This window comes from Dictyoglomus sp. LHC4, assembly GCF_055181355.1.
In genome coordinates this window covers 1,512,291-1,536,979 of sequence record NZ_CM143707.1, presented here as the reverse complement: position 1 = coordinate 1,536,979, position 24,689 = coordinate 1,512,291, and the positions used below count along the sequence as shown (strand labels likewise).

The window sequence follows — 24,689 nt, the reverse complement described above, 5'->3', positions numbered from 1 at the left end:
GGTGATATAGAAATGATACTTGAAATAAGAAAGATTGGAGATCCTGTGTTAAAGCAAAAAGCTCATAAAGTTGAGAATGTAGATACAAAGATTAAGAGACTTGTAGAGGATATGATTGAGACGATGAAATTTGCAAATGGTGTAGGACTTGCTGCTCCTCAAGTAGGAGAATCTCTTAGAATTATAGTGGTCGATTATGAAAATAAACCTATTGCTTTTATTAACCCTGAAATATTGGAGGCTGAAGGAGAGGTTATTGGTTTAGAGGGTTGTTTAAGTGTTCCAGGTATAGAGTTAAAAATAAAAAGATATGAAAGAATTGTTTTTAAGGCTCAAGATTTAAGTGGAAAAGTGAAAAAATATAGAGCAAAGGGTCTTTTAGCAAGGGTTATTCAACATGAGATAGATCATTTAGATGGAGTTTTAATTGTGGATAGAGGTATAGTAGAAGAGGTAGGAAACAATATATGATGAGGGTAATATTTTTTGGTACTCCAATTTTTGCAAGAATTATATTAGAAAAAATATATGAGAAATTAAATATATTGGCAGTAGTAACTCAACCTGATAAACCGCAAGGAAGAGGTAAAAAAATAATTCCATCACCTGTTAAACTTTTTGCTAAGGAGAAAAATATTCCTCTATATCAGCCGGAGAGACTAAGGAACAATTTTGAAATAGAAGAAATTATAAAAAATCTTAATCCTGATGCCTTTATAGTTGCAGCTTATGGAAAGATACTACCAGAAAACCTTTTGCTTATACCATCTTTTGGTGGTATTAATATCCATGCATCTTGTTTACCTAAGTATAGAGGTGCATCTCCTATCGAAAGAGCTCTAATGAATTGTGAAGATGAGACAGGAATTTCTATTATGCAAATGGAAAAAGGCTTAGATACAGGACCAGTTTATGCAATAAGGAAGATTCCTATTCTTCCTGAAGATAACAGGGAATCCTTAACTATAAAATTAGCTAATTTAGGGGCAGATTTACTTTTAGAGGTGCTTCCTAAAATAAAAGATGGTACTTTAAAACCTACACCTCAAAATGATAGTGAGGCAACTTATGCTCCTAAGATTTCTAAAGAAGAGGAGAGAATAGACTGGAAAAATTATGTTAAAAAGATATGGTGTCAGATTAGAGCTTTGTCTCCAGAACCTGGGGCTTTTACCTTTTTTAGAGGTAAAATTCTTAAAGTTTACAAGGCAAATTACGAGATTACCAATAAATATTTAGAATATGAAAATGGTACTATTTCTGTTATAGATAGAAATAAAGGCATTGGTATTAAAGCTACAAATGGGATATTATATATATTAGAGCTTCAACCCGAAAATAAAAAAAAGATGACCTATAAAGAATTTTTAAATGGTTATCGTCTAAGTATAGGTGAAAAATTTGATTAATAATATATTAAATTTGGAGGTGATATATAAATGTTTTTCTTTTGGGATCCCACATATATTATATTGCTACCTGCATTGTTATTGTCTATATATGCGAGCTTGAAAGTTAGAGCTACCTTTACATATTATTCAGAGATACCTAACTCTAAGAGATTAACGGGAAGAGAGGCGGCTGAAATAATATTGAGAGCTCTTGGTTTAAATGATGTTAGAATAGAGATGGCTCCAGGAAGTCTCACAGATCATTATGATCCATCATCAAAGGTTTTGAGGCTTTCTGAACCTGTTTATTCTTCTTATTCTGTAGCAGCAGTGGGTGTAGCTGCTCATGAAATTGGACATGCTGTTCAACATGCTACAGGTTATTATGCTCTTGCTCTTAGATCTTCTCTTGTACCTATAGCTAATTTAGGGACTAATCTTGCTTTTCCACTTTTCTTCTTAGGATTTTTATTTGGTAGCCCTAGTCTCATGAATATAGGTATATTGGCCTTCTCTTTGGCTGTACTTTTCTATGTTGTTACTCTTCCTGTGGAAATTAATGCAAGTAAAAGAGCTCGTGAGATTTTATTATCTTTGGGAATTGTTACACCTCAAGAAGCAGAGGGGGTAAAGCAAGTTTTAAATGCTGCAGCTCTTACTTATCTTGCTGCTGCTTTAACTGCATTATTGAACCTCTTCCGTCTTATTTTACTTGCAAATATGAGAAATCGCGACTAATGGAGGTAAGAAAAAGGTCAGCTGAGATTTTATATGAATTAGAAAAGAAGGAAGCCTATTTAAATATTCTTCTGAGGAATAGGCTTCCTATTTACAATCTTTCTATCAATGAAAAACATCTTATTACAGAGTTGGTTTATGGAGTTACGAGGTGGAGAGATACTTTAGATTTTATATGGAGAAAATATGTTAAAAAAGATAGTCTTTCTTTATATGCAAAAATTCTTTTAAGATTAGTAGTATATCATGTATATTTTATTAGAAATACTATTCTTCCTATTGCAATAAATGAAATCGTTGAAGTAGCAAAAGAGAAAGTTCCCAAAGAAGCTAAGTTAATAAACGCCGTTGCAAGAAGAATCATTGAAAATAGGAATAATCTTGATTTAAGATCTTTTTCTGAAAATCTAAAATATGCTATTCCAGATTTTATATTAGATGAATGGGACGATTATTTAGGCACAGCTGAAAAGATTAAGATAGCGTCTTGGAGTAATAAACCTCAGAGATTTTCTGTAAGGGTGAATACCCTGAAAACAAATAAAGAAGATTTGAAAAGAGAATTAACAAAAAGAAGTATTGATGTAGAAGATGGTTATTTAGTTGATCAAGCCTTAATACTGAAAAATGGAGTTTTTTTAGAAAATTTAGACCTATTTAGAGAAGGTTATTTCATTATACAGAGTGAAGCTTCTATGTTACCTGCTTTAATATTAAATCCAAAACCAGGAGAAAAAGTTATTGATCTTTGTTCTGCTCCAGGTCTTAAAAGTACACATATGGCTGAATTAATGAAAAATGAGGGAAAAATAGTATCTGTAGATATTAATAAAAATAGGATAAGTTTAGTAGAAGAGAATGCAAAAAGGTTAGGAGTTAAAATAATAGAGACTTTAAATATAGATGCTACATCTATTCCAGAATCTTTTAATGGTATTTTTGATAAAGTTCTTTTAGACGCCCCATGCACAGGTTTAGGAGTTTTGAGTCATAAACCTGAAATAAAGTGGAGGTTAGCAAAGGATCAAATTTATGAAAATTCTAAATTACAATTAAAGATTTTAGAGAGAGCGGGAAAATTAGTTAAAAGAGGAGGAAAAATTCTCTATAGTACATGTACGCTTACTTGGAGTGAGAATGAAGGTGTGGTTTTATCTTTTCTCCAAAATAATCCCAATTTTATTTTAGAAAAATTCTCCTATAGGTATGAGGAGTTTAATGGGATATTTAGAGTTTTACCCTATAAATATAAAACTGATGGTTTTTTTATTAGCTTGTTGAGCCGTGAGTACTAAAAATATATTTTCACTAAATAAAGAAAATCTTTTAGAGATATTTAAAGGATGGAATGAGCTATCCTATAGGGTAGATCAGTTTTTGAATTGGATATATAAAAAAGGAGAATGGGATCCTGTGAAGATGAGTAATTTGCCTATGAATCTAAGAAATAAATTAAAAGAGTTTTTCTCTTTTGACCTTCCTCATGTTGTTGATAAGAAAGATGCAGATAATACCATCAAATATCTTTTACAATTATCAGATGGTGAAAATATAGAAACCGTTCTTATAAGGCATCATAATAGAAATACCATATGTATATCTGTGCAGGTAGGTTGTTCTTTTTCTTGTAAATTTTGTGCTACAGGACTAATAGGTTTGAAAAGAAATTTAAAGGTTGAGGAGATTATTGGGCAAGCATTGACAATTCAAAAAGAGTTATGGAATGAAGGAGAAAGAATTTCCAATATAGTTTTTATGGGAATGGGTGAACCTTTAGCTAATTATGATGCAGTAATAAGATCTATAGAGATATTCAACAGTGATTGGGGATTTGGAATAGGTAGTAAACATATAACTATTTCTACTGTTGGAATAGTTCCAAGGATATATGATCTTGCAAATGAAAAAGTTAAAGTAAGGCTTGCTATTTCTTTACATGCTCCTGACAATGAATTTAGAAATCAAATAATTCCCATTAATAAAAAATATCCCATAGAAGAGTTATTAGAAAGTGCTTGGTTTTATGCAAGTGTTACAAAAAGAAGAATAACTTTTGAATATGTGCTTATAAAAGATTTTAATGATAGAATTGAACATGCAAATAAACTATCTATACTTCTTAAGGGTAAACCTGCTCATGTGAATTTAATTTCTTGGAATAAAGTAAAGGAATATCCATGGGAACCTTCTGATATTTATTCTATTAGGAAGTTTAAAGAGATCTTAGATAAGAATGGTATAAATAATACATTAAGAATTTCTTATGGATGTAAAATTAGGGCTGGATGTGGCCAATTAAGAGCGACTTATTTAGGTATGAGGGGGATTGAATTATGAAAAAAATTCCAATTAAGGAGCTTATACTTTACATCCTTATAGGAATAAATCTATTAATCTTTATTCTTTTTATAATCCTTTTTAAGAATGCTGTATCTTCAAATGTAGAATCTGTTGTTCCTCCTGATGTAAGAGGAAAAAATATTATGGAAGCTTCTAAGATATTATCAGAAAAAAACTTTAAAATTGTGATTGGTGGTATATTAATGGATAGAAAAAAAGATTTTTTATTGGTTTTAGATCAGAATCCATTGACTACTAAGGTTCCAATAGGAAGTAGTATAATTTTATGGGTAAATATGCCTGCCTCTTTTGCTAAAGTTCCAGATGTGAGGTATAAAGATATGGGAGAGGCTTTGAATATTCTTGAGAAGGCAGGTTTTGTGGTTGATTTTGATGGAAATAAGGAGGGATATGTGGTAAAACAAGTCCCTCAAGCTAATATATATATGGAAAAGGGTGGAACGGTTCTTTTATATACCTTTACCACGTCTTCTTATGGAAATACTCCTGAATCTACATACACTTCTGAGGGAGAGTAAAATGAAAGTCCAAGTTTTTCCTTCAATTCTTTCAGCTGATCTTTTAAATATGGAAAAATCTATAAGACTTGTTGAGGAATATTCAGATGCATTACACGTTGATATTATGGATGGACATTTTGTCCCTAATCTAAGTTATGGTCCATCTTTAGTGAAGGCGATAAAAAAGAGATTTAATTTACCTCTTAATGTACATCTTATGGTTGAAAAACCAGAACTTTTTGTAGATATGTTTATAGAGTCTGGAGCTGATCATTTAGGATTTCACATTGAAAATACCTATCATCCTCAAAGATTATTAAAATATATAAGAGAGTATAAAGTTCGTCCTTTTATAACCTTGAATCCAGCAACTCCTCTGTCTACTTTGGATTATCTTCTTGGAGAGGTGGATTTAGTTCTACTTATGACTGTAAATCCTGGTTATGGGGGACAGGAATTTTTACCTTTTTGTCTAAAAAAAATAAGAGATCTAAGAGAAAGAGCTATTAAGGAGGGGATAAATTTAGATATAATGGTAGATGGGGGTATTGATTTAAAAACTGCTCCTTTGGTGGTTAGTGCTGGGGCAAACATATTGATTAGTGGACAAGGAATTTTTGGTTCAGAAGATCCTAAAAATGTTATTTTAAGAATGAAGACTATTACTTATAAGGAGGTATAATAAATGGGATTTATTTATGAACCGTGGTTTATTCCTTTGGCAGTCATTTTTATGATTATATTTCGTGATATACTGGAAAAAAGGGAAAGTATGTCTTATGAAGATGATGCTAAGAAATATATAAAAGTAGAAGGAGTAGGAGAGATTGTCCCACCTTGGAGAAAGGATGAGAAGAAAGAAAAAGAGAAACCCAAAAAGAGAGGACCAATATTTTGGTTTCTTAATATGTTTCTTATAATATATGTACTTTTTGTATGGTATCTTACAACTCAAAAAGGTTTTAGTAAAGAGATATATGAGGTTATTGTAGGATTTACCCTATCTTTATATTTCTTTTATTTGGATATTCCTGGATTTTTAAGTAATATTTGGATATACAGAGAATATCCAGGTAGTGTAAAGGGAGAGATTACTCTAAGTAAACATTTCATTTTTGCTTCAAAGAAAAATGAAACGAAGATTTTTTTAGTTGTTCTTGCTTTCTTTTATCTTCTAACGTTCTCCCAAGTGATATTTGGTGGTATACTTGCCCTTATAATACGAATCTGGCTTATAGATAGAAGGCTTTCTAAGATTTCTCTTCCTGATTGGTAATGTGAAAAGGTAAAAATATTTTTTTATTTTTATAATTTATTTCTGTATATCTTATATTAAAGAGTTGATTTAAAAGATTACAATTTAATACTTCTTTTGTTTTCCCGAAGGATAGAGCCATACCATTTCTTAAAGCTAAGACATAATCTGTATAAAAAGAGGCTAAGTTTATGTCATGTAGATTAGCTATAATTAGTATTTCTTTGCTTAATTCTCTAATCTTCTCTAAGATGCTTATTTGATAATATGGATCTAAATTATTTGTAGGTTCATCTAGAAGGATAATTTGAGGGTCTTGGGCTAGTATTCTTGCGATAATAACCCTTTGTAATTCTCCTCCTGAAAGTTGATGTAATTTTTTCTTTCTAAGTATTATGGTATCTGTTGATATCATAATTTCATTTACTCTTATAATATCTTTTTTACTTAATGGTCTCCATGAGGGATGATGAGGGTACCTACCTAAGGATATATATTCTTCTACTGATAAAGAGGGTTCCCATATAGGTTTTTGAGGAAGAAGAGCTATAATTCTTGCTAAATTCTCCTGTGAATATTTTTTAATATTGATATTATTTAAATATATCTCACCTAAAATAGGTACAATATACCTTATAATTAATCTAAAAATAGTACTTTTCCCAGCCCCATTAGGGCCAATTATTCCTATAAAACCCTTTTCGGGTGTTTCCCAGGTAAAATTCTTTAATACTATTTTCTTAGTTTCGTAGCCAGCACTTACATTTAAAAATTTTATCATTGTCTTTTGATAAGAAGATAGATAAAGAATGGTACACCTAAGAAAGACGTTATTATACCTACTGGTATTTCTGTTGGATAAAAAAGAATTCTTGATAAAATATCCGATGATAATAAAAGGATGGATCCTGCAAGATAACTTGATGGTATTAGCCACTTGTAGTCTGATGTTTCCCATACTCTCATTAGATGGGGAGAAATAAGGCCAACAAATCCTATCATTCCAGATACTGCAACTGATGGGGCTATTAAAATTGTTAAAAGTATTATTATTAATGGTTGGATCTTTTTTAAAGAGATTCCAAGACTATATATCTCTTCTTCGCTTAGGAATAGAATATTAAATTTTTTCCTCCACAAGAAAGTCCATGGTATGCTTATTAATGAGTAGTGAAGTAGAATATAAAAGTGATTCCATGATTTGCCATTAAAGCCTCCAAGAATCCAAAAATAAACCCCTTGGAAAGTTTTCTGTTTTAAAAAAAGTAATAAAGAAGTAAAGGAAGATAATAAAGAGTTTAATGATACACCTAAAAGTATTAAGGTGTTTGAACTTTGAAATTTTTGATTAAAGGTTAAAAGTAAGAATAGAACAAAAAGAGAGCCTAAAATAGCAGACCAAGGTGTAAAAAGGGGATCTATATCCCAGGTACTTCCAGCCATAAGAAAATATATAGTAGTACCTAATAGTGCGCCGGAGGATAAGCCTACAATATGAGGTTCTGCTAATGGATTGTGGAAAAGACTCTGAAGAATAGCTCCTGCAATACCAAGATTTCCACCAACAAAAATAGATAAAAGAGTCCGGGGTAGTCTTATGTTATATATAATGATTCCCCGGACTTCATTATTCTCTTTTATGTCTCCTATTTTTACAGATATAATACTTAAAAAAAGTAAAAGTAATAGTAGAAAGGAAAGTTTAATTTTCATATAAGATTTTATAAAGCGTTTTAAATCCCTCCACAAGTCTTGGGCCTGGTCTGAAAACTAAATCATCATTTACTGTAAAAACTTTTTTATTTTTTACTGCATTCGTATCTTTTAATATTGGATGGTTTATTATTGATTCCCTTGATATACCTGACATTTCTCCAATAATTATAACATCAGGATTTTTTGAGACAATATACTCTAAACTAAGAATAGGGTATTCTGGCTCGTTATTTTCTACAATATTTTTGGCTTTTAGTTTTTTCAAAAGATCACCCAGAAAGGTGGAAGGTGATACAGATATAAATGGATCATTCCAAATTAAGAAAAGAACCCTTGGAGATTTCTTTATAGAAGCAACTCTTTTTTGTATCTCTAACCATCCATTAAGCATATTGTTGTAAACTTTCCTTGCTTCATTTTCTTTTCCTACGGCCTTGCCTACTAATATGATATCTTTCATTACATCTTCATAAGTTTTTGGATCAAGAACAATAAATAAAGCATTTTGAAGAGATTTTTCCAATTGGTTAAAAACTTCCTTTGGAAAACTTTTGTATAGAACAATTAAATCTGGTTTTAAGGAGATAATTTTTTCTATGTTAGGATTGCTAAAACCTCCTACTTTCTCTTTTGTTTGAGCTTCCTTTGGATAGTTACAAAAATCAGTGACTCCAACCACTCTATCTCCAGCACCTATTTCAAAAAGTATTTCAGTTGATGAAGGAGCAAGAGATATAATTCTCTTAGGATACTCTTTAATGGTTATTTCTCTTCCTATATCATCTTTTATAGATATTGGTAAGATTGAAGAAAAGGAAAAGATAGTATTTACTAAAATTAATATGATAAATATAATGGATAGTTTTTTAAATTTCATCACTTATCTAAACCCCCCTTTTAAACTTTTTCAAAACCTACTAATATCTCTTCATCATACACTTTTATATTCTTTTTATAAGCAGTATCTGGTATTTCTCCTTCATGTATTTCAATAGCCAAAATTTCTTCTGAGAGTTCTTCTTTGTTTTCTTCTATGATTTCCTTTATTTTAGGAGACCCTTGATAGTAGAATTTTATTCTATCGGCATAATCTAATTTTGCTTCTTTTCTTAGCATTTGAATTTTATGCTCTAACTCTCTCAATATTCCTTTCTTTAATAAATCTTCTGTTATTGTTATGTCCAATCCTACTTGCAGGTTATCGTCTTGATGAATTAATATATTGTCTTTTGCTTTTAGATTATCGAAAATTACATCATTGACATTAAGTTCTTGCTTTATGTATTTAGAAAGTTTTTCAAGATTCTCTTTATTTCCTTTCGTGTTTATCCATATCTTTGATAACGGTTGTCTTATTTTTATGTTTGCTTGATTTCTAAGCATTCTTCCTATAGTAACAATATTTCTAACTATTTCCATATCTGCTTCTAATACAGAATCTATATATTTAATTTCTCCTTGAGGATAATCACAAAGATGCACACTTTCGGGGGCTTCCTTTTCTGCTACTCTAACTATTTCTTGATATATTTTTTCTGTTGTAAATGGGATAAAAGGAGCTAAAAGCTTAGTAAGCTCTTTTATTACAGTATAAGTAGTTGTATAAGCTGACCATTTATCATTGTCTTTTTTAGATTTCCAGAATCTTTCTCTATTTAATCTAATATACCAGTTACTTAGGTCATCTATGACAAAACTTTGTATTGATCTTGCTGCAGAAGTAGCATTAAATTTGTCCATATCATCTTTTACTTTTAATATTAAGCTATTTAGTCTTGATATAATCCATCTATCAGAGAGATCTTCAAGTTTTTCTAATGAAATACTATTTTGTGTTGGATTAAAATCATCTATTTCTGCGTAAATGGAGAAGAAAGAAACAGTATTCCATAAGGTTAAAAGGAATTTTTTAAGGGCTTCATTTACAGCATCAGGCGAAAATTTTAGTGGTACCCATGGAGGACTTACAGTAAAGATATACCATCTTAAAGCATCTGCTCCGTATTTATTCAATATTAGCCAGGGATCAACTACATTACCTTTATGTTTACTCATTTTTTCGCCTTTTTCATCTAAAACTAATTCCGTTACAAGAACATTATTATAAGCAGGTTTGTTAAATACTAAGGTAGATATAGCAAGAAGACTATAGAACCATCCTCTTGTTTGATCAATAGCTTCGCATATGAAGTTTGCGGGAAAAGAAGCTTTAAATTCCTCCTCATTTTCAAAAGGATAATGCCATTGGGCTACTGGCATAGCTCCTGAATCAAACCAACAGTCAATAACTTCAGGTACTCTATACATTGTATCCCCGCATTTTGGACATTTTAATGTAATTTTGTCTATATAAGGTTTATGAGGATCAAAGTTTTTTGTATCAGTGATACCTAATTCTTTATAGCTTCCTATACATTCTTGGTGTCCACAAGACTCACATATCCATATGGGTAGTGGAGTACCCCAATATCTTTCTCTACTTAGCGACCAATCGATATTATTAGCTAGCCAATTACCAAATCTTCCTTCTTTAATATGTTCTGGATACCAATTTATTTTTTGATTATTTCTCAGTAAATCTTCTTTTACTGCAGTAGTTTTTATATACCATGAGGCTCTGGCATAATAAATCAAAGGAGTATCACATCTCCAACAGAATGGATAAGAGTGTAGAAATTTTTCTTCTTTAAATAATAAGCCCCTATTTTTTAGATTTTCAATGATTAAGGGATCAGCTTTTTTAATGAACATCCCTGCCCATGGTTCAACCTCTTTTATAAATTTGCCATTTTGATCTACAGGTTGTAAGAAGGGAAGATCATATTTCTTCCCTATTTGGAAGTCCTCATCTCCAAAGGCTGGTGCGATATGGACAATTCCTGTACCATCTTCTAAGGTTACAAAATCTCCAAGTACAACATAATGAGAATCTTTATCGATGGGTAAGAAATTGAATAGGTGTTCATAATAAGTTTTTTCTAAATCTTTGCCTTTATACTTTTCTATTGTTTCGTAGTTTCCTTCTGGAAATACATAAGTTAACCTTTTTTCTGCTAATATGTAGTATTCGTTATTAAATTTTACTTTCACATAATCTTCATCAGGATGTACAGCTAATGCTACATTGGATATAAGGGTCCATGGAGTTGTAGTCCATGCAAGAAAATATGTATCATTTTGATTTTTTATCTTAAATTTTACAAAAATAGATGGGTCTTCTGTTTCTTTATAACCCTGAGCTACCTCGTGATCTGATAGAGCTGTTTCGCATCTTGGACACCAAGGGACAATTTTATATCCTTTATAAAGTAAGCCTCTTTCCCAAATCTTTTTTAAAAGCCACCAGACTGATTCTATATAGTCATTACTTAATGTAATATAGGGATTATCCATATCAATCCAGAAACCAATTCTCTCTGTAAATAGTCGCCATTCCCTTTCGTATCTAAATACACTTTCTCTACATTTTTTATTAAACTCTTCTATCCCGTATTTTTCTATTTCTTGTTTGCTGTTAATACCCAACTCTTTTTCTACCTCAAGCTCTACAGGAAGTCCATGGGTATCCCATCCTGCTTTTCTTGGCACGTAATATCCTTGCATGGTTTTATATCTTGGGAAAAGGTCCTTGTATATTCTGGGTAGAACATGACCTGCATGAGGTTTACCGTTGGCGGTGGGTGGTCCCTCATAGAAATTGAATCTGGGTGATCCCTTTCTTATTTCTAAGGATTTTTTAAATGTATCTCTATCTTTCCAAAATTTCATTATCTCTTCTTCCATCTGTGGGAAGTTTATTAGTGATGGTAGTTTCTTGAACAAGTTATCCCTCCTTCCAAAAATATATGTAAAGACTTAGGTTAGTATATTATATATGAGATTTATGTCAAGAATAAAAAAAGGGGTGGAAGAAAATCTTCCACCCCTTTCTTATCTTTGAATTTTTAATGAAAGAATATTGGTAAGAATACAAGGGAAATTACAGCCATAAGTTTTATTAATATGTTAATTGAAGGTCCAGCAGTATCTTTGAAAGGATCCCCTACTGTATCTCCTACTACGGCTGCCTTATGAGCATCAGAACCCTTACCCCCAAATTTACCATGTTCAATTAGTTTTTTAGCATTATCCCAGGCTCCACCAGCATTTGCCATAAATATAGCTAAAAGTCCTCCAGATACAGTTGCTCCAGTAAGCATACCACCTAAGGCTTCTTTTCCTAAAAGAAAGGCAACTATAAATGGTGATAGTATCATAATAAGGCTTGGAAGAATCATAGCTTTTAGAGCACCGCGAGTACTTATATCTACACATCTTGCATAGTCTGGATCTGCTTTTCCTTCAAGAAGTCCTTTTATTTCTCTAAATTGTCTTCTTACCTCTTCTACCATATGAGTAGCTGCCTCACCTACTGCCTTTAAAGATAGGGCGGAGAATAAAAATGGTAGCATTCCACCAATAAGAGTACCTGCAAGCACTGATGCCTTTGAGACATCTATATATTGGATATGAGCCCATTCTTTAAAAGCAGCAAACAAAGATAGAGCAGTTAATATGGCTGAACCTATAGCAAAACCTTTACCCATAGCTGCAGTAGTGTTTCCATAAGCGTCAAGAGAGCTTGTTATTTCTCTGACTTTTTCTCCTTGGTGGGCCATTTCTGCTATACCACTAGCATTGTCAGCTATTGGTCCATAAGCATCCACTGAAAGTGTAATACCTAAGGTTGCAAGCATTCCAACCCCTGCGATTCCTATTCCCCACATACCATTAGCTAAATAAGCTAAATATATACCAATTGCTAAAACAACTATAGCAAGGAATGTACTTTCCATTCCTACAGAAAGACCAGTTATAATGTTAGTAGCTGGACCTGTAGTACTGGCATATGCAATTCTTTCTATTGGTTTATTAGATGTATAGTATTCGCTTATTAAACCTATTGCTATACCCACAATAATTCCGATAGTGCCTGCCCAGAAAGGACCTAAATTTCCTAATAGTGATTGAGATAAAAAGAAAGATCCAATAATAGTGATAATAGCTGCAATAAAGGTTCCATTTCTTAAGGCATTAGCAGGATCAGCATTTTTTCTTGCAGCATATACTTTTGTAAAGATGATTCCTATAATAGATGCATAAAGACCTATTACTGCAAAAAGGAATGGATAAAGGAGACCTTTCGTCTCAGCGTATGCAAATCCTAATACCGCACCAGCGTGGATGGCTCCTACATAGGATTCATATAAATCTGCTCCCATTCCTGCCACATCTCCCACATTATCTCCTACATTATCAGCTATCACAGCAGGATTTCTTGGATCATCTTCAGGAATTCCTGCTTCTACTTTTCCAACAAGATCAGCTCCTACATCTGCAGCCTTTGTATAAATACCACCACCTACACGAGCAAAAAGGGCAATAAAACTTGCTCCTAATGCGTATCCGCTAATAACTTCTAGTTTTAATCTTGGATCTGGCATAAAATTACTTAATAAGAGATAAATTAAACTAGAACCAAAGATTCCTAAACTTGCTTCCATAAGTCCCATAACCGCTCCACCAGAAAATGCAATATCCAAAGCTTTACCTACTCCATATTTAGAGGCTGCATAGGTGGTTCTTCCATTTGCTCTAGTAGCTATCTTCATTCCTATATATCCAGAAAGCATAGAAAAGGATGCACCTACAATGAAAGCTAACCCTAATAGAGGTTGCAATACTATTGCCATAAAAATACCGAATATTATTGCAAATATTGATACAGTTTTTATTTCACGATTTAGAAATGCATCTGCTCCTTGTTGTATGGCTTTCATGATTTTTTGGATCTCTGTAGGTCCCTCTTCTTCTTTAAGAATATTTCTTGCAATAAGAAAAGCTACTAAGAGACCAATTGTGCCTGAAATGGGTACAATCCACAGTAGATTCTGCATTTCTTAATCCTCCTTTTAGAAATTTTTACCTCATTTTAAGATAATTTGAAGATATATTAATGTCAAGTTAAAATTAGATTAAAACTATGTTTAAATCTTTAATCTTTTGGCTGAATTCCTCCAATAATTCTTGAGCCTTCTTTAGAGTTATAGATTCAGCATATATTATAAGGGCAGGCTCTTCTGGGTGTGGAATAATAAGTACCCAAGAATCATCTATATATACTTTTATTCCATCTATATATTCTATGTTTTTTTCAGCATTCTCTTCTATAAGCTTTCTCATGATTTTTCCTTTATTTTCTGCATAACAATCTACTGTAGCTTTTACTTTGAAATATTCTGGTAATTCTTCTACTAATTCCTTTAGTGTGAGATTATTCTTTGAATAGATTTCAAGAAACTTTAATAGACCATATATTCCGTCAAAAACAGGTTGAAAATCAGGAAATATAAGGCCATCTTCACTAGCTCCAAATTTGGATTCTGTTCTTAATAAAGTTTTTGTTAATTCAGAAGGTGAAATTTTGCTTCTTATTATTCTTCCTCCTAAATTTTTAGCTATCTTTTCTATTGATTGGGAAATATTCACCGGTATGACTATTTGCGAGTTTGGATAAAGTTTTAATGTAAGATAGGTGAGAACTGCGATTAACTTATCTTTTGCAAGATATTTTCCCTCTGGTGTTATTATTGAGAAACTTTCACCGTCATTATTAATAATTAAGCCAAAATCAGCTCCAACAGCCTTTGTAATTTTAATGACTTCTTCATTGGGAAACTTTATTTTATGTGTATCTTCTCCATATAGATTAAGAGATATATTTTCTATCTTTAATTGGGAAAGTATATTGGGTAAGAATAAAGAAGCACTATTTCCTTGATAATCAATTACAATTTTATATCTCTTTTTTTCAATGCTTGATTTATCTATTGATTTAAGTAATCCCCATGTATAATATTCTATTACGTGCGGAGGAAATTTTATTTCTCCTACTTCTTCCGTATAAGTTCTTCTAAAATCTTCTCTGAAGAAAGTATTTTCTATTTTTCTTTCAGTATTTTTATCAATATTAATACCTGATCTATCAAAAAATTCTATTAATATTTTGTCAGGGTCGTAAGGCGATATTCTTATATGAACTCCTGCAACAGCATCCAAATTTGGGGTAGCATATCTGGATACGGGTATTGGAAGAGTCCTTATATCAAACACATTTACACCTGTAGAGAGAATACCTGTTAAAATAGCTCTTTTTATCATTCTACAAGCTGGCCTTGCATCTCTACTCATTACCACATAAGATGATTTGGGAAGTATGGTACCAAAAGACGCACCTATTTTGGTTGCAAATTCAGGGGTTATTTCTATATTTATTTTTCCTGTAATTCCCCTTTGACCAAAGAGGGTTTTTCTCCAATGGCTTCCCCAGACAATACTTGTATTAACAATGGATCCAGTCTCTATATATTTATTGGGCCATATTTTGACTCCTGTATTAATAAATACTCTATCTCCTATTGTATTGTTGTCACCTATGCTTGCTCCTTCTTCTATTTTTACGGAGTTTTTTATATTACATTTACTACCTATTATGGATGAATAAATATTTGTTTTTTTACCTATATAGGTATTATTAAATATCACACTTCTTTGAATCTTGGCTTCGCTATCTACAAATACAGAATCTCCTAAAACTGTTGGTCCAAGAATAGTTGCATTTTCTTTTATTTTTGAAAATTGGCCAATATAGACGGGCGGCTTTATAAAGGTTGAGTGAGAAATGTCCACATCTTCGTTTACAAAGATACCAGGAAGAATTTCTCTACCTGGAATCTTTATTTTTACTTTTCCAGTTAGTACATCAATATTGGCTTTGAGAAATTGTTCTAAGTTTCCTATATCACACCAATATCCTTTTGCTATGTAACCATACAAAGGTGCACCTTTTTCAAGAAGCATTGGGAATAGGTCTTTACTAAAATCAAAGGGCTCATTTTCTGGTATATAATCTAAAACCTCAGGTTCCAAAATGTATATACCTGTGTTAACTGTATCACTAAATACCTCTCCCCAACTGGGTTTTTCTAAAAATTTAACTATTCTTCCCTCATCATCTGTAATTACCACGCCATACTCTAAAGGATTCTCTACACTTGTTAATACAATTGTAATTAAGGCTTTTTTTTCTTCATGAAATCTTATAACTTCTTGAAAGTTAAAATCTGTTAAGGCATCTCCACTTACTATTAAAATTCTTTCCCTTTCCTTATCCTTAAGGGCATATTTTACGCTTCCAGCTGTACCAAGAGGAGATTCTTCTATGGAATAATCGAGTTTTATGTTCCAATTAGATCCATCATTAAAATATTCTTGGAGGATTTCAGGTAAATAATATAAAGTGGCAATAAATTCTTTAAAACCCTGTTCTGAAAGAAGATTAATAATATGTTCCATTATAGGTTTACCAACAATGTGGGTCATAGGTTTGGGACGTGTGATGGTTAGAGGTCTTAATCTTGTTCCCTCTCCCCCTGCCATTACAACAACTTTCATGAAAAAACCCCCTTACCAATCAGTTTTTAGATATTCTCTATAAATCTCAAAATAAACCTTTTTAGTTTCTACAGCAATACTTTTCCAAGAATATTTTTCCAAGACTTTTTCCATTGCCATTTTTCCAATATTTTCTTTTAACTCATCATTGTATAAAAGCATTTTTATTTTGTTTGCTAAATCTAATATATTTTTAGGTTCAAAAAGTATACCGTCTATTCCATCTTCAATTATCTCAGCAAAGCCACCGAGCCTACTTGCTACTACAGGCTTTCCTAAAGCCATAGCTTCTAATGCAACTATCCCAAAAGGTTCGTAAATACTAGGAAAAACACATATATCAGATGCATAGAGTAGAGCATTTCTCAGATTATCATCTACAAAGCCTGTGAATATAACTTTTTCTTTTACACCTAAATTCTTGCTTTCTTCAATTAAATAATCAAGTTGTGGCCCTGTCCCTACAAAGATGAATTTAACTTTTGGATAATCATTGATAATATAGGGTATAGATCTTAAAAGATACTCTGCTCCCTTTTGATAATGCATTCTACCAATAAAAAGTATCATTTTTTCATCTTGGTTAAGATATCTGCTTTTTACTTCATTATAATTTAATGTGGTTTTTAAGTTTTCAGGGTTTATACCGTTAGGGATAATTTTTATCTTGTCATCCGGTAAGTTAAAAAGAGATTTTACCTCATCTTTCATATTGTTACTGCATACAATTACTTTCCAAGATTCATATGTTAGCCACCATTCCACATTATGGATAAATTTTTGTTCTTCAGTATATATCCCTTGATTTCTACCATGTTCGGTTGCATGAATTGTTGATATAAGAGGTTTTTTAAGAGAGTGTTTTAGTACATATCCAGTAAAAGCAGATAGCCAGTCATGAGCATGTATGATATCTATAGGATTTGTCCTGTTTATTTCTAAGGCTTTAATCATCATGGAAAGATTAAGAAAGTAGATCCATGAGATAAAATTAGGGATTTCTATTATTTTCTCTGGTACTCTGTAAACAGAGAGATTCTCTTTATGCTCTTCCCAAGTGACGTCTTTAGTGCCACATGTTACAATAGAAACTTTAGTATCTTTCTCTGCTAAAGCGTTGCTGAGATCTTTCACATGTCTACTGAGTCCACCTACAATTCTTGGTGGATATTCCCAGCTTAACATTAAAACATGAAGTTTTTTTTCGCCTTTTTGAAGGATATATAACTCATATCCTCTTCTCAATATTTCTTTTTCTTGCTCGAAGGTAAGAAGATTATATGCATCATTAAAATACAAGAATCTTCCATCTGAGAATACATCTTCCTCAATTTTAACATTATTAGAATCATAGGATTCCATAAGAAACCATAATACTGTTTTGTCCTCTTCAGGATGTCTTTCTGTGGCAGGAGCAATATAGTGGGTCTTTCCTATAAAATCTATAATTCTCACATTCAAATTTGTTTCTTCTTTTACCTCTCTTATAGCTGCTTCTTCTGGAGATTCTCCTTTTTCTACATGTCCCTTAGGGAGAACCCAATTAGAATTTTTTTTTTTTAGGATAAAAATTTTTTTGTTGATAGGATTAACAATTACTCCACCTGCTGAAATAGCATTTTTCATGATTCTTCTCCTATTAAATCATTTATAAATCTTAATATTAAATCCTTAGGAATTCCGCTTTTTTCTATTTCTTTCATTATTTCATCATGTCTAAGTCCTTTTGCTTTTAAGCTTTCTATCATTTTAGATACAAATTCTTTTCTTTCCCATGGGAAGATTATCCATGCTTCTGTTTCTCTTATGTAAAAATCGGGTTTAATGATAGACCAGGGTTTGTAATATATGGTAGCAATTTTTACTTGAGTTGCCCCACATTGTTCTAAGTGTTCTTTAGCAACCTTTAAGCTTTTTCCACTATCTGCCACATCGTCAGCTATTAATACTTTTTTTCCTTCAACAATTGTCGAGATAGTTTGAGTTATAATTGGTCTTTCTTTAGTTTCTCCAACCCCTCTATAGAAATCAATTTTAAGATTAGCTGTGTAAGAGTTTCCAAGAAGATCAGATAGTATTCTTGCAGGAATCCATCCCCCTCGTGCAATCCCAACTATGACTTCAGGATTAAATTTATTCTTATTAATCTCATCTGCAAGATCAAGACATAGATTATAAATTTCTTCCCAACTGGGTGCCAAGTACTCCATTTTTCGCCTCCTTGCTTAATATTTTTGTTTTCTAATATATTCTATATTAAAGTGGTCTCTTTTAAAAGAAAATTTAAAGTTTTTATTAAGAATAAGTGTTATAATAACCTTATAAAATAAAAACAAATCAAAATTGGGAGGTGTTTCTAATTATGCCTGCAATTCTTGATGTTCGTGGTAGAGAAGTTTTAGACTCAAGAGGAAATCCTACTGTAGAAGCAGAGGTCTATTTAGAAGATGGTTCTATAGGAAGGGCTATTGTTCCTTCAGGAGCATCTACAGGAAGTAGGGAGGCTTTAGAGTTAAGAGATAACGACCCTAAGAGATATAAAGGAAAAGGAGTTTTACAGGCGGTAAGAAATATAAATGAGGTTATTGCACAAGAAATAATTGGTTTAGAGGCATTAGATCAATATACAGTTGACAAAACAATGCTAGATCTTGATGGTACTGATAACAAGTCAAAACTTGGAGCAAATGCTATACTGGCGGTATCTCTTGCTACTGCAAGAGCAGCTGCAAAATCCTTAGGTGTACCTCTTTATATGTATTTAGGTGGAGTACAAGCAAGAGAGTTGCCAACTCCTTTGATGAATGTAATTAATGGTGGAAAACATGCTGATAACCCATTAGATTTTCAGGAATATATGATTGTTCCCTTAGCTACGACTTTTAAAGAGTCTCTAAGATGGGCTGTTGAAGTTTTTCATACCTTAAAGAGTATCCTTAAGAGTAAAGGTTTAAATACGAATGTAGGTGATGAGGGTGGTTTTGCACCATATTTAGAGAAAAATGAGGAACCTCTGGCTATATTGGTGGAAGCAATTAAATCTGCAGGATTTGAACCTGGTAAGGATGTGGCTTTAGCATTAGATCCAGCTGCTAGTGAGTTTTATGAAGAAGGTAAATATATTTTGAAGGCTGAAAACAAGGCTCTATCATCTTTAGAGATGATTTCTTTCTATGAATATCTATGTGATAAATATCCTATTGTTTCTATAGAAGATGGACTTTCTGAAAAAGATTGGGATGGTTGGGAGAAGCTAACAGAAAAGTTAGGCAAGAAAATACAACTTGTGGGTGATGATATATTTGTTACCAATCCAAAAATCTTGGCAGAAGGAATCATAAGAAGAATTGCAAATGCTATATTGATAAAAGTTAATCAAATTGGTACCTTAACAGAGACTCTTGATACTATAAGAATTGCCCATCAAGCTGGATATCGAACTGTCATATCTCATAGGTCTGGAGAAACCGAAGATACATTTATTGCTGATTTAGCAGTAGCAGTGAATAGTGGGCAGATAAAGACAGGTTCATTGAGTAGAACTGATAGAATAGCTAAATATAATCAATTGCTTAGAATAGAAGAAGATTTAGGAGATTCTGCAATTTATAGGGGTATATTGAACTTCAAGAGATAGTTTTATATAATCTACTTAAGCTTCGTATAATCCCGAGAATATGGCTCGGGAGTTTCTACCAGGCAACCGTAAATTGCCTGGCTACGAGCGGAAGAGCTCCTTAGGGTTGAAAGATCCAAGCGGAGCTGGCAAGATTGTTGATCTTGCTACACCGAAGGGATAAAAGCCCAGGCGGGTAGGTTCCCTCGTAAGGAGAACCTATGAGCTTGGGCTTTTTGCTTTTAAAGGAGGTAAAAAGAGTGTTAGAAAGATATACTAGAAAGGAATTAAGAGAAGTATGGTCTGATGAGAAAAGATATTCTCTTTGGTGGAAGGTAGAAGAAGCAGTATTAGAAGCAAGAACTAAATTAGGAGAGATCCCAAGTGAAACATTTGAAAAAATAAAAGAGAAAGCAAGATTTAAAGTCGAAGAAATTAAGGAGATAGAAAAGATTAATAATCATGAGATGATAGCATTTTTAACTAATGTAGCCCAGTATGTAGGAGAAGGCTCTGAATACATCCATCAAGGACTTACATCGTCAGATGTTATGGATACTGCTTTTTCTTTACAAATTTTAGAAGCTCTTAATTATATAGAATCAGATCTCTTAAAATTATTGGCTGAAGTATCAAAAAAAGCGATTCAATACAAAGATTTACCTATGATGGGAAGAACTCATGGAATGCATGCAGAACCAATCACCTTAGGTTTTAAGTTTTTGGGATGGTGGTCAGAACTAAAAAGAAATTTAGAAAGGTTAAGAAAGGCAAAAGAAAACATAAGATATGGAAAATTTTCAGGTGTTGTTGGTACATTAAGCCATTTGTCTCCTGAAGTAGAAGAATTGGCATGTAAGATTTTAGGATTAGAACCAGAACCAGTTGCTACACAAGTTATTCCAAGAGATAGACATGCAGAAGTAATTTATGTTTTAGGAATGATAGCTTCATCTTGTGAACGAATTGCTCTTGAAATTAGACATCTCCAAAGAACGGAAGTAGGAGAATTGGAAGAACCTTTTAGGGAGAAGCAAAAGGGATCGTCAGCTATGCCTCATAAAAGAAATCCTATTCTTTCTGAAAGAATTTGTGGATTATCAAGAGTAATAAGGTCCTATATGAACTCTGCTTTTGAAAACATTCCTTTATGGCATGAGAGAGATATTAGTCATTCTTCTGTAGAAAGGTTAATATTCCCAGATGCTACTACTCTCACTGATTATATACTTAATCTAACTTATGAGATAGTTAAAGATTTAAAAGTCAATGAAGAGAATATTCTGAGGAACATGAATACTAATTATAGAATATTTTATTCTCAAAACTTATTATTAGCTCTTACTCAAAAAGGGGTTTTAAGGGATATTGCTTATTCATGGATTCAAGAAGATGCCTTTAAGGCTATCAATGAAAAAAGAGATTTTTTAGAGGTAGTTTTAGAAGATAAGAGGGTGACGGAAAAACTTTCTAAGGAAGAGATAGAAAGTTGTTTTTCTCCACAAGTATTCCTTAAAAATATAGATTTTATATTTCAGAGATCTGGAGTTAAGGAGGAATTAAAGTGAAAGAATGGACAGTGATATTAGAGATCTTTTTAAAAGAAGGAATCTTTGATCCTCAAGGTAAAACTATTAGAAATGCTCTTCATTCCTTATGCTTTGAAGAAGTAAAAGATGTAAGGGTTGGAAAGGTCCTCAAAATTAAACTGATGGGGGATTCTGAAGAGGAAGTGATGGAAAAAGTTAGAAAAATGAGTGAGATTGTACTTGTTAATCCAGTTACAGAAGATTTTTCAATAAGGGTGGAAAGAGAATGAGGGTAGGAGTAGTGGTATTTCCAGGCACAAATTGTGATATGGATACCTTTCATGCTTTAAAGATTACAGGACACGACCCAGTTTTTCTCTGGCACAAAGATCATGATCTTCAAAGTGTGGATATGGTGATACTCCCTGGAGGATTTTCTTATGGAGACTATTTGAGAGCTGGTTCTATTGCCAAATTTTCTCCTATCATGAATGAGATAATAGATTTTGCAAATAAAGGTGGATATGTGTTAGGTATATGTAATGGGTTCCAGATACTTTTAGAGGCAGGTCTTTTGCCTGGAGCTATGTTACCAAATGTTACCAATACTTTTATATGTAAACCTGTTTTTATAAGAGTATTAAATAATCAAAATATCTTCTTGAATAGGTATTTAGCTAATCAGGTTATTAAAATACCTATAGCCCATAAAGAAGGTAGATATTATATATCAGAAAAGGGATTAGAAGATCTGAAAGAAAACAATCAAATAGTACTTAAATATGAATATGAGAATCCAAATGGTTCAATTGATAGTATTGCTGGAATTATTAATAAAAAGGGTAATGTAATGGGTATGATGCCTCATCCTGAAAGAGCGGTAGAAGATATTTTGGGAAGCTCTGATGGGATTAATCTGTTCTTATCATTTCTGAAATAAAGGGGTGTAATCATGGGAATCTTTGGGCTTAAAGAAGAAGAAATAAAACATGCAAGAGAATTGCTTGGTAGAGAGCCAAATGATATAGAATGGTCTGTTATATCTGTAATATGGTCTGAACATTGTAGTTATAAACACTCAAGGAAATATCTAAAGGATTTTTATTCAAAAGCAGAGTGGGTAGAACAAGGTCCAGGCGAGAATGCAGGAATTGTAAATCTAGGAGATGGATATAAAATAGTGTTCAAGATAGAAAGCCATAATCATCCTTCAGCAGTTGAACCATTTCAAGGAGCTGCTACAGGAGTTGGAGGAATTGTAAGGGATATATTGGCTCTTGGAGCAAGGCCTATTGCTCTACTTGATTCATTAAGATTTGGTTCAATTGATAAACCGAAAAATAAGTATCTTTTTGAGGGAGTAGTAAGTGGTATAAGTTTTTATGGAAATTGTATTGGAGTACCCGTTGTGGGAGGAGAGATAGTATTTGATGAATGTTATTCATCAAATCCATTAGTAAATGTTATGTGTGTAGGATTATTATCTCCAAATCAAAAATCTTATCGAGGAAAAGCTGAAGGCGAAGGGAATCTTCTAGTACTTGTCGGTGCAAGAACAGGTAGAGATGGTCTTCAAGGAGCAAGTTTTGCTTCAGAGAAGCTTGATGATGAAACTCACAAAAAGAAACCCTCAGTTCAAGTAGGGGATCCCTTCTTGGGTAAGCTTCTTATTGAGGCAACTTTAGAGGCTGCAGCTAAGGATGGTGTTATAGGTATTCAAGATTTAGGTGCTGCAGGTCTTGTGAGTGCTTTATCAGAATCTGCACGTAGAGGAAGATGTGGAGTAAAAGTTTATCTTGATAAAGTTCCTCAAAGAGAGGAAAATATGACGCCAGAAGAAATATTGTTATCGGAATCTCAAGAGAGAATGCTTTTTGTAGTTGTACCAGATAAAGTAAAGGATATTATTGAAGTGTTTAAAAAATGGGATCTTGAAGCAGAAGTTATAGGAGAGGTAATTAAAGAAGAAAGATTTATAGCTTATTTTAATGGAGTAAAGGTTGTTGATTTACCTACCGAGCTTTTAGTGGATGCTTCTCTTATATTTGATCCACCATCAATGGGGCCCAAGAAGGAAAGGAAAGAAAATGTAGTAACAGTAACCAATGAAGATGTGGAAAAATATATAGAGATTTTAATTCAAGATATAAAAACTAAGGAAAAAATCTATACCCAGTATGATTATTCTGTGCAAACAAATACAGTTTTACCACCTGGATTTGGTGATGCTGCTGTTTTAAGAATTAAAAATACAAATAAGGGTATTGCTATTGTTACAGATGGAAATGGTAGATATTGTTATTTGAATCCTAAACAAGGGGCTATGTATGCTGTAGCAGAGGCCTGTAGGAACATTCTTTGTGTTGGTGGCAAACCATTAGCTATAACTGATGGATTGAATTTTGGGGATCCCGATGAACCGGATGTTTTCTATCAATTTAAAGAAGTAGTAAAGGGTATTAATTTGGCATCAAGAATATTGGAAATACCTATAGTAAGTGGAAATGTTAGTTTTTATAATGGTCAAGGTGAAAACAAAATTTTCCCTACTCCTATTATTGGTATGGTTGGAATTATTGAGGATCTTTCATATTTAATAAAACCGGGATTAAAAGAATATGAAAATCCTATATATGTTATAGGTGATTTTTCAAAATTAACTTTAGATGGATCAAGATTTATGAAAGATCTTTATGGGGTTATAGAGGGTGAGCCACCATATGTAGATTTAATTTGGGATAGAAAATTAAAATATTTTTTAGAGGAAATAAGATTGGAAAAAATTATTCTTTCTTTACATGATGTAAGTGAAGGGGGAATGTTGGCTACTTTATTAGAACTATCTGTATGGGGAAATAAAGGATTGTATGTAAGTTTTCCAAAAGAAGATAAAGCTAGAATACTTTTTGGTGAAGGTCCTATTTTAATTGCGGAGGTATCAAGAGAAAAAGAAACTATGTTTTTAAAATATGCAGAGAAATATAACTTAAATATACGAAAAATAGGTAAAGTAATTCCAGATAGACTTATAGTTAGACCTTTTCTTGAATTAGACTTAAAGACCCTTTTCTGAAAGAAGGTGAAAGGTCA

General features: G+C 32.4%; 21 protein-coding genes and 1 riboswitch. Of the genes, 13 read left to right on the top strand and 8 right to left on the bottom strand.

The annotated features are described in order from the left end of the window. The first annotated feature begins 12 nt into the window (after window positions 1-12). From def to ACY3JO_RS07765, 8 genes are read left to right on the top strand one after another with little or no spacing between them, the layout of a single operon-like run. Window positions 13-471, top strand: coding sequence for a peptide deformylase (gene def, locus ACY3JO_RS07800; protein WP_463084435.1), 459 nt, complete (start codon window positions 13-15; stop codon window positions 469-471). After that, window positions 468-1,409 (top strand): methionyl-tRNA formyltransferase, encoded by a 942-nt coding sequence (gene fmt / locus ACY3JO_RS07795; RefSeq protein ID WP_463084434.1) that lies wholly within the window; start codon window positions 468-470, stop codon window positions 1,407-1,409. The genes def and fmt overlap by 4 nt, the downstream gene beginning before the upstream one ends. Before the next feature lie 30 nt (window positions 1,410-1,439). Beyond that, window positions 1,440-2,129, top strand: coding sequence for a zinc metallopeptidase (locus tag ACY3JO_RS07790; protein ID WP_463084433.1), 690 nt, complete (start codon window positions 1,440-1,442; stop codon window positions 2,127-2,129). Then, a complete protein-coding gene (rsmB, locus tag ACY3JO_RS07785; protein WP_463084432.1) occupies window positions 2,129-3,424 on the top strand; it encodes a 16S rRNA (cytosine(967)-C(5))-methyltransferase RsmB in 1,296 nt (431 codons plus the stop codon). The genes ACY3JO_RS07790 and rsmB overlap by 1 nt, the downstream gene beginning before the upstream one ends. After that, window positions 3,414-4,466: a dual-specificity RNA methyltransferase RlmN gene (gene rlmN / locus ACY3JO_RS07780; RefSeq protein WP_463084431.1), complete on the top strand. Its 1,053-nt coding sequence runs from the start codon at window positions 3,414-3,416 to the stop codon at window positions 4,464-4,466. The genes rsmB and rlmN overlap by 11 nt, the downstream gene beginning before the upstream one ends. Then, the gene (locus ACY3JO_RS07775; RefSeq protein WP_463084430.1) at window positions 4,463-5,008 is read left to right on the top strand and encodes a PASTA domain-containing protein; all 546 of its coding nucleotides are present in this window, start codon (window positions 4,463-4,465) and stop codon (window positions 5,006-5,008) included. The genes rlmN and ACY3JO_RS07775 overlap by 4 nt, the downstream gene beginning before the upstream one ends. A gap of 1 nt (window position 5,009) precedes the next feature. Further along, complete coding sequence (gene rpe, locus ACY3JO_RS07770; RefSeq protein WP_463084429.1) at window positions 5,010-5,672, top strand: ribulose-phosphate 3-epimerase; 663 nt, start codon at window positions 5,010-5,012, stop codon at window positions 5,670-5,672. A 3-nt stretch (window positions 5,673-5,675) separates the two neighbouring features. Continuing rightward, on the top strand, window positions 5,676-6,266 hold the full coding sequence (locus ACY3JO_RS07765; protein WP_463084428.1) for a hypothetical protein: 591 nt from the start codon (window positions 5,676-5,678) through the stop codon (window positions 6,264-6,266). Here ACY3JO_RS07765 and ACY3JO_RS07760 read toward each other — a convergent pair. From ACY3JO_RS07760 to ACY3JO_RS07725, 8 genes are all read right to left on the bottom strand, one after another. Further along, window positions 6,241-7,026 (bottom strand): ABC transporter ATP-binding protein, encoded by a 786-nt coding sequence (locus ACY3JO_RS07760; protein WP_463084427.1) that lies wholly within the window; start codon window positions 7,024-7,026, stop codon window positions 6,241-6,243. The two genes, ACY3JO_RS07765 and ACY3JO_RS07760, sit on opposite strands and share 26 nt — an antisense overlap. Continuing rightward, window positions 7,023-7,958: a FecCD family ABC transporter permease gene (locus tag ACY3JO_RS07755; RefSeq protein ID WP_463084426.1), complete on the bottom strand. Its 936-nt coding sequence runs from the start codon at window positions 7,956-7,958 to the stop codon at window positions 7,023-7,025. Before ACY3JO_RS07755 ends, ACY3JO_RS07760 begins: the two co-directional genes overlap by 4 nt. Continuing rightward, window positions 7,948-8,838, bottom strand: coding sequence for an ABC transporter substrate-binding protein (locus ACY3JO_RS07750; RefSeq protein WP_463085665.1), 891 nt, complete (start codon window positions 8,836-8,838; stop codon window positions 7,948-7,950). Before ACY3JO_RS07750 ends, ACY3JO_RS07755 begins: the two co-directional genes overlap by 11 nt. Window positions 8,839-8,858: 20 nt before the next feature. Further along, complete coding sequence (ileS, locus tag ACY3JO_RS07745) at window positions 8,859-11,783, bottom strand: isoleucine--tRNA ligase (protein WP_463084425.1); 2,925 nt, start codon at window positions 11,781-11,783, stop codon at window positions 8,859-8,861. Window positions 11,784-11,905: 122 nt separating this feature from the next. Continuing rightward, window positions 11,906-13,897, bottom strand: a complete 1,992-nt coding sequence (locus ACY3JO_RS07740) for a sodium-translocating pyrophosphatase (protein WP_463084424.1) — start codon at window positions 13,895-13,897, stop codon at window positions 11,906-11,908. Window positions 13,898-13,970: 73 nt separating this feature from the next. Next, window positions 13,971-16,454 (bottom strand): sugar phosphate nucleotidyltransferase, encoded by a 2,484-nt coding sequence (locus tag ACY3JO_RS07735; protein ID WP_463084423.1) that lies wholly within the window; start codon window positions 16,452-16,454, stop codon window positions 13,971-13,973. 12 nt (window positions 16,455-16,466) lie between these two features. Continuing rightward, the gene (locus tag ACY3JO_RS07730; RefSeq protein WP_463084422.1) at window positions 16,467-18,080 is read right to left on the bottom strand and encodes a glycosyltransferase; all 1,614 of its coding nucleotides are present in this window, start codon (window positions 18,078-18,080) and stop codon (window positions 16,467-16,469) included. Next, complete coding sequence (locus ACY3JO_RS07725) at window positions 18,077-18,664, bottom strand: phosphoribosyltransferase (RefSeq protein ID WP_463084421.1); 588 nt, start codon at window positions 18,662-18,664, stop codon at window positions 18,077-18,079. Before ACY3JO_RS07725 ends, ACY3JO_RS07730 begins: the two co-directional genes overlap by 4 nt. Window positions 18,665-18,816: 152 nt before the next feature. On the opposite strand from ACY3JO_RS07725, the gene eno reads away from it, so the two are divergent. From eno to purL, 5 genes are all read left to right on the top strand, one after another. After that, window positions 18,817-20,091: a phosphopyruvate hydratase gene (gene eno, locus ACY3JO_RS07720; protein WP_463084420.1), complete on the top strand. Its 1,275-nt coding sequence runs from the start codon at window positions 18,817-18,819 to the stop codon at window positions 20,089-20,091. 2 nt (window positions 20,092-20,093) lie between these two features. After that, window positions 20,094-20,195: riboswitch (purine riboswitch) on the top strand. A gap of 135 nt (window positions 20,196-20,330) precedes the next feature. Next, complete coding sequence (gene purB, locus ACY3JO_RS07715) at window positions 20,331-21,638, top strand: adenylosuccinate lyase (protein ID WP_463084419.1); 1,308 nt, start codon at window positions 20,331-20,333, stop codon at window positions 21,636-21,638. After that, on the top strand, window positions 21,635-21,889 hold the full coding sequence (gene purS / locus ACY3JO_RS07710) for a phosphoribosylformylglycinamidine synthase subunit PurS (RefSeq protein ID WP_463084418.1): 255 nt from the start codon (window positions 21,635-21,637) through the stop codon (window positions 21,887-21,889). Before purB ends, purS begins: the two co-directional genes overlap by 4 nt. Continuing rightward, window positions 21,886-22,539: a phosphoribosylformylglycinamidine synthase subunit PurQ gene (gene purQ / locus ACY3JO_RS07705; RefSeq protein ID WP_463084417.1), complete on the top strand. Its 654-nt coding sequence runs from the start codon at window positions 21,886-21,888 to the stop codon at window positions 22,537-22,539. The genes purS and purQ overlap by 4 nt, the downstream gene beginning before the upstream one ends. Window positions 22,540-22,551: 12 nt before the next feature. Further along, window positions 22,552-24,672 (top strand): phosphoribosylformylglycinamidine synthase subunit PurL, encoded by a 2,121-nt coding sequence (gene purL / locus ACY3JO_RS07700; RefSeq protein WP_463084416.1) that lies wholly within the window; start codon window positions 22,552-22,554, stop codon window positions 24,670-24,672. Window positions 24,673-24,689: the final 17 nt, after the last annotated feature.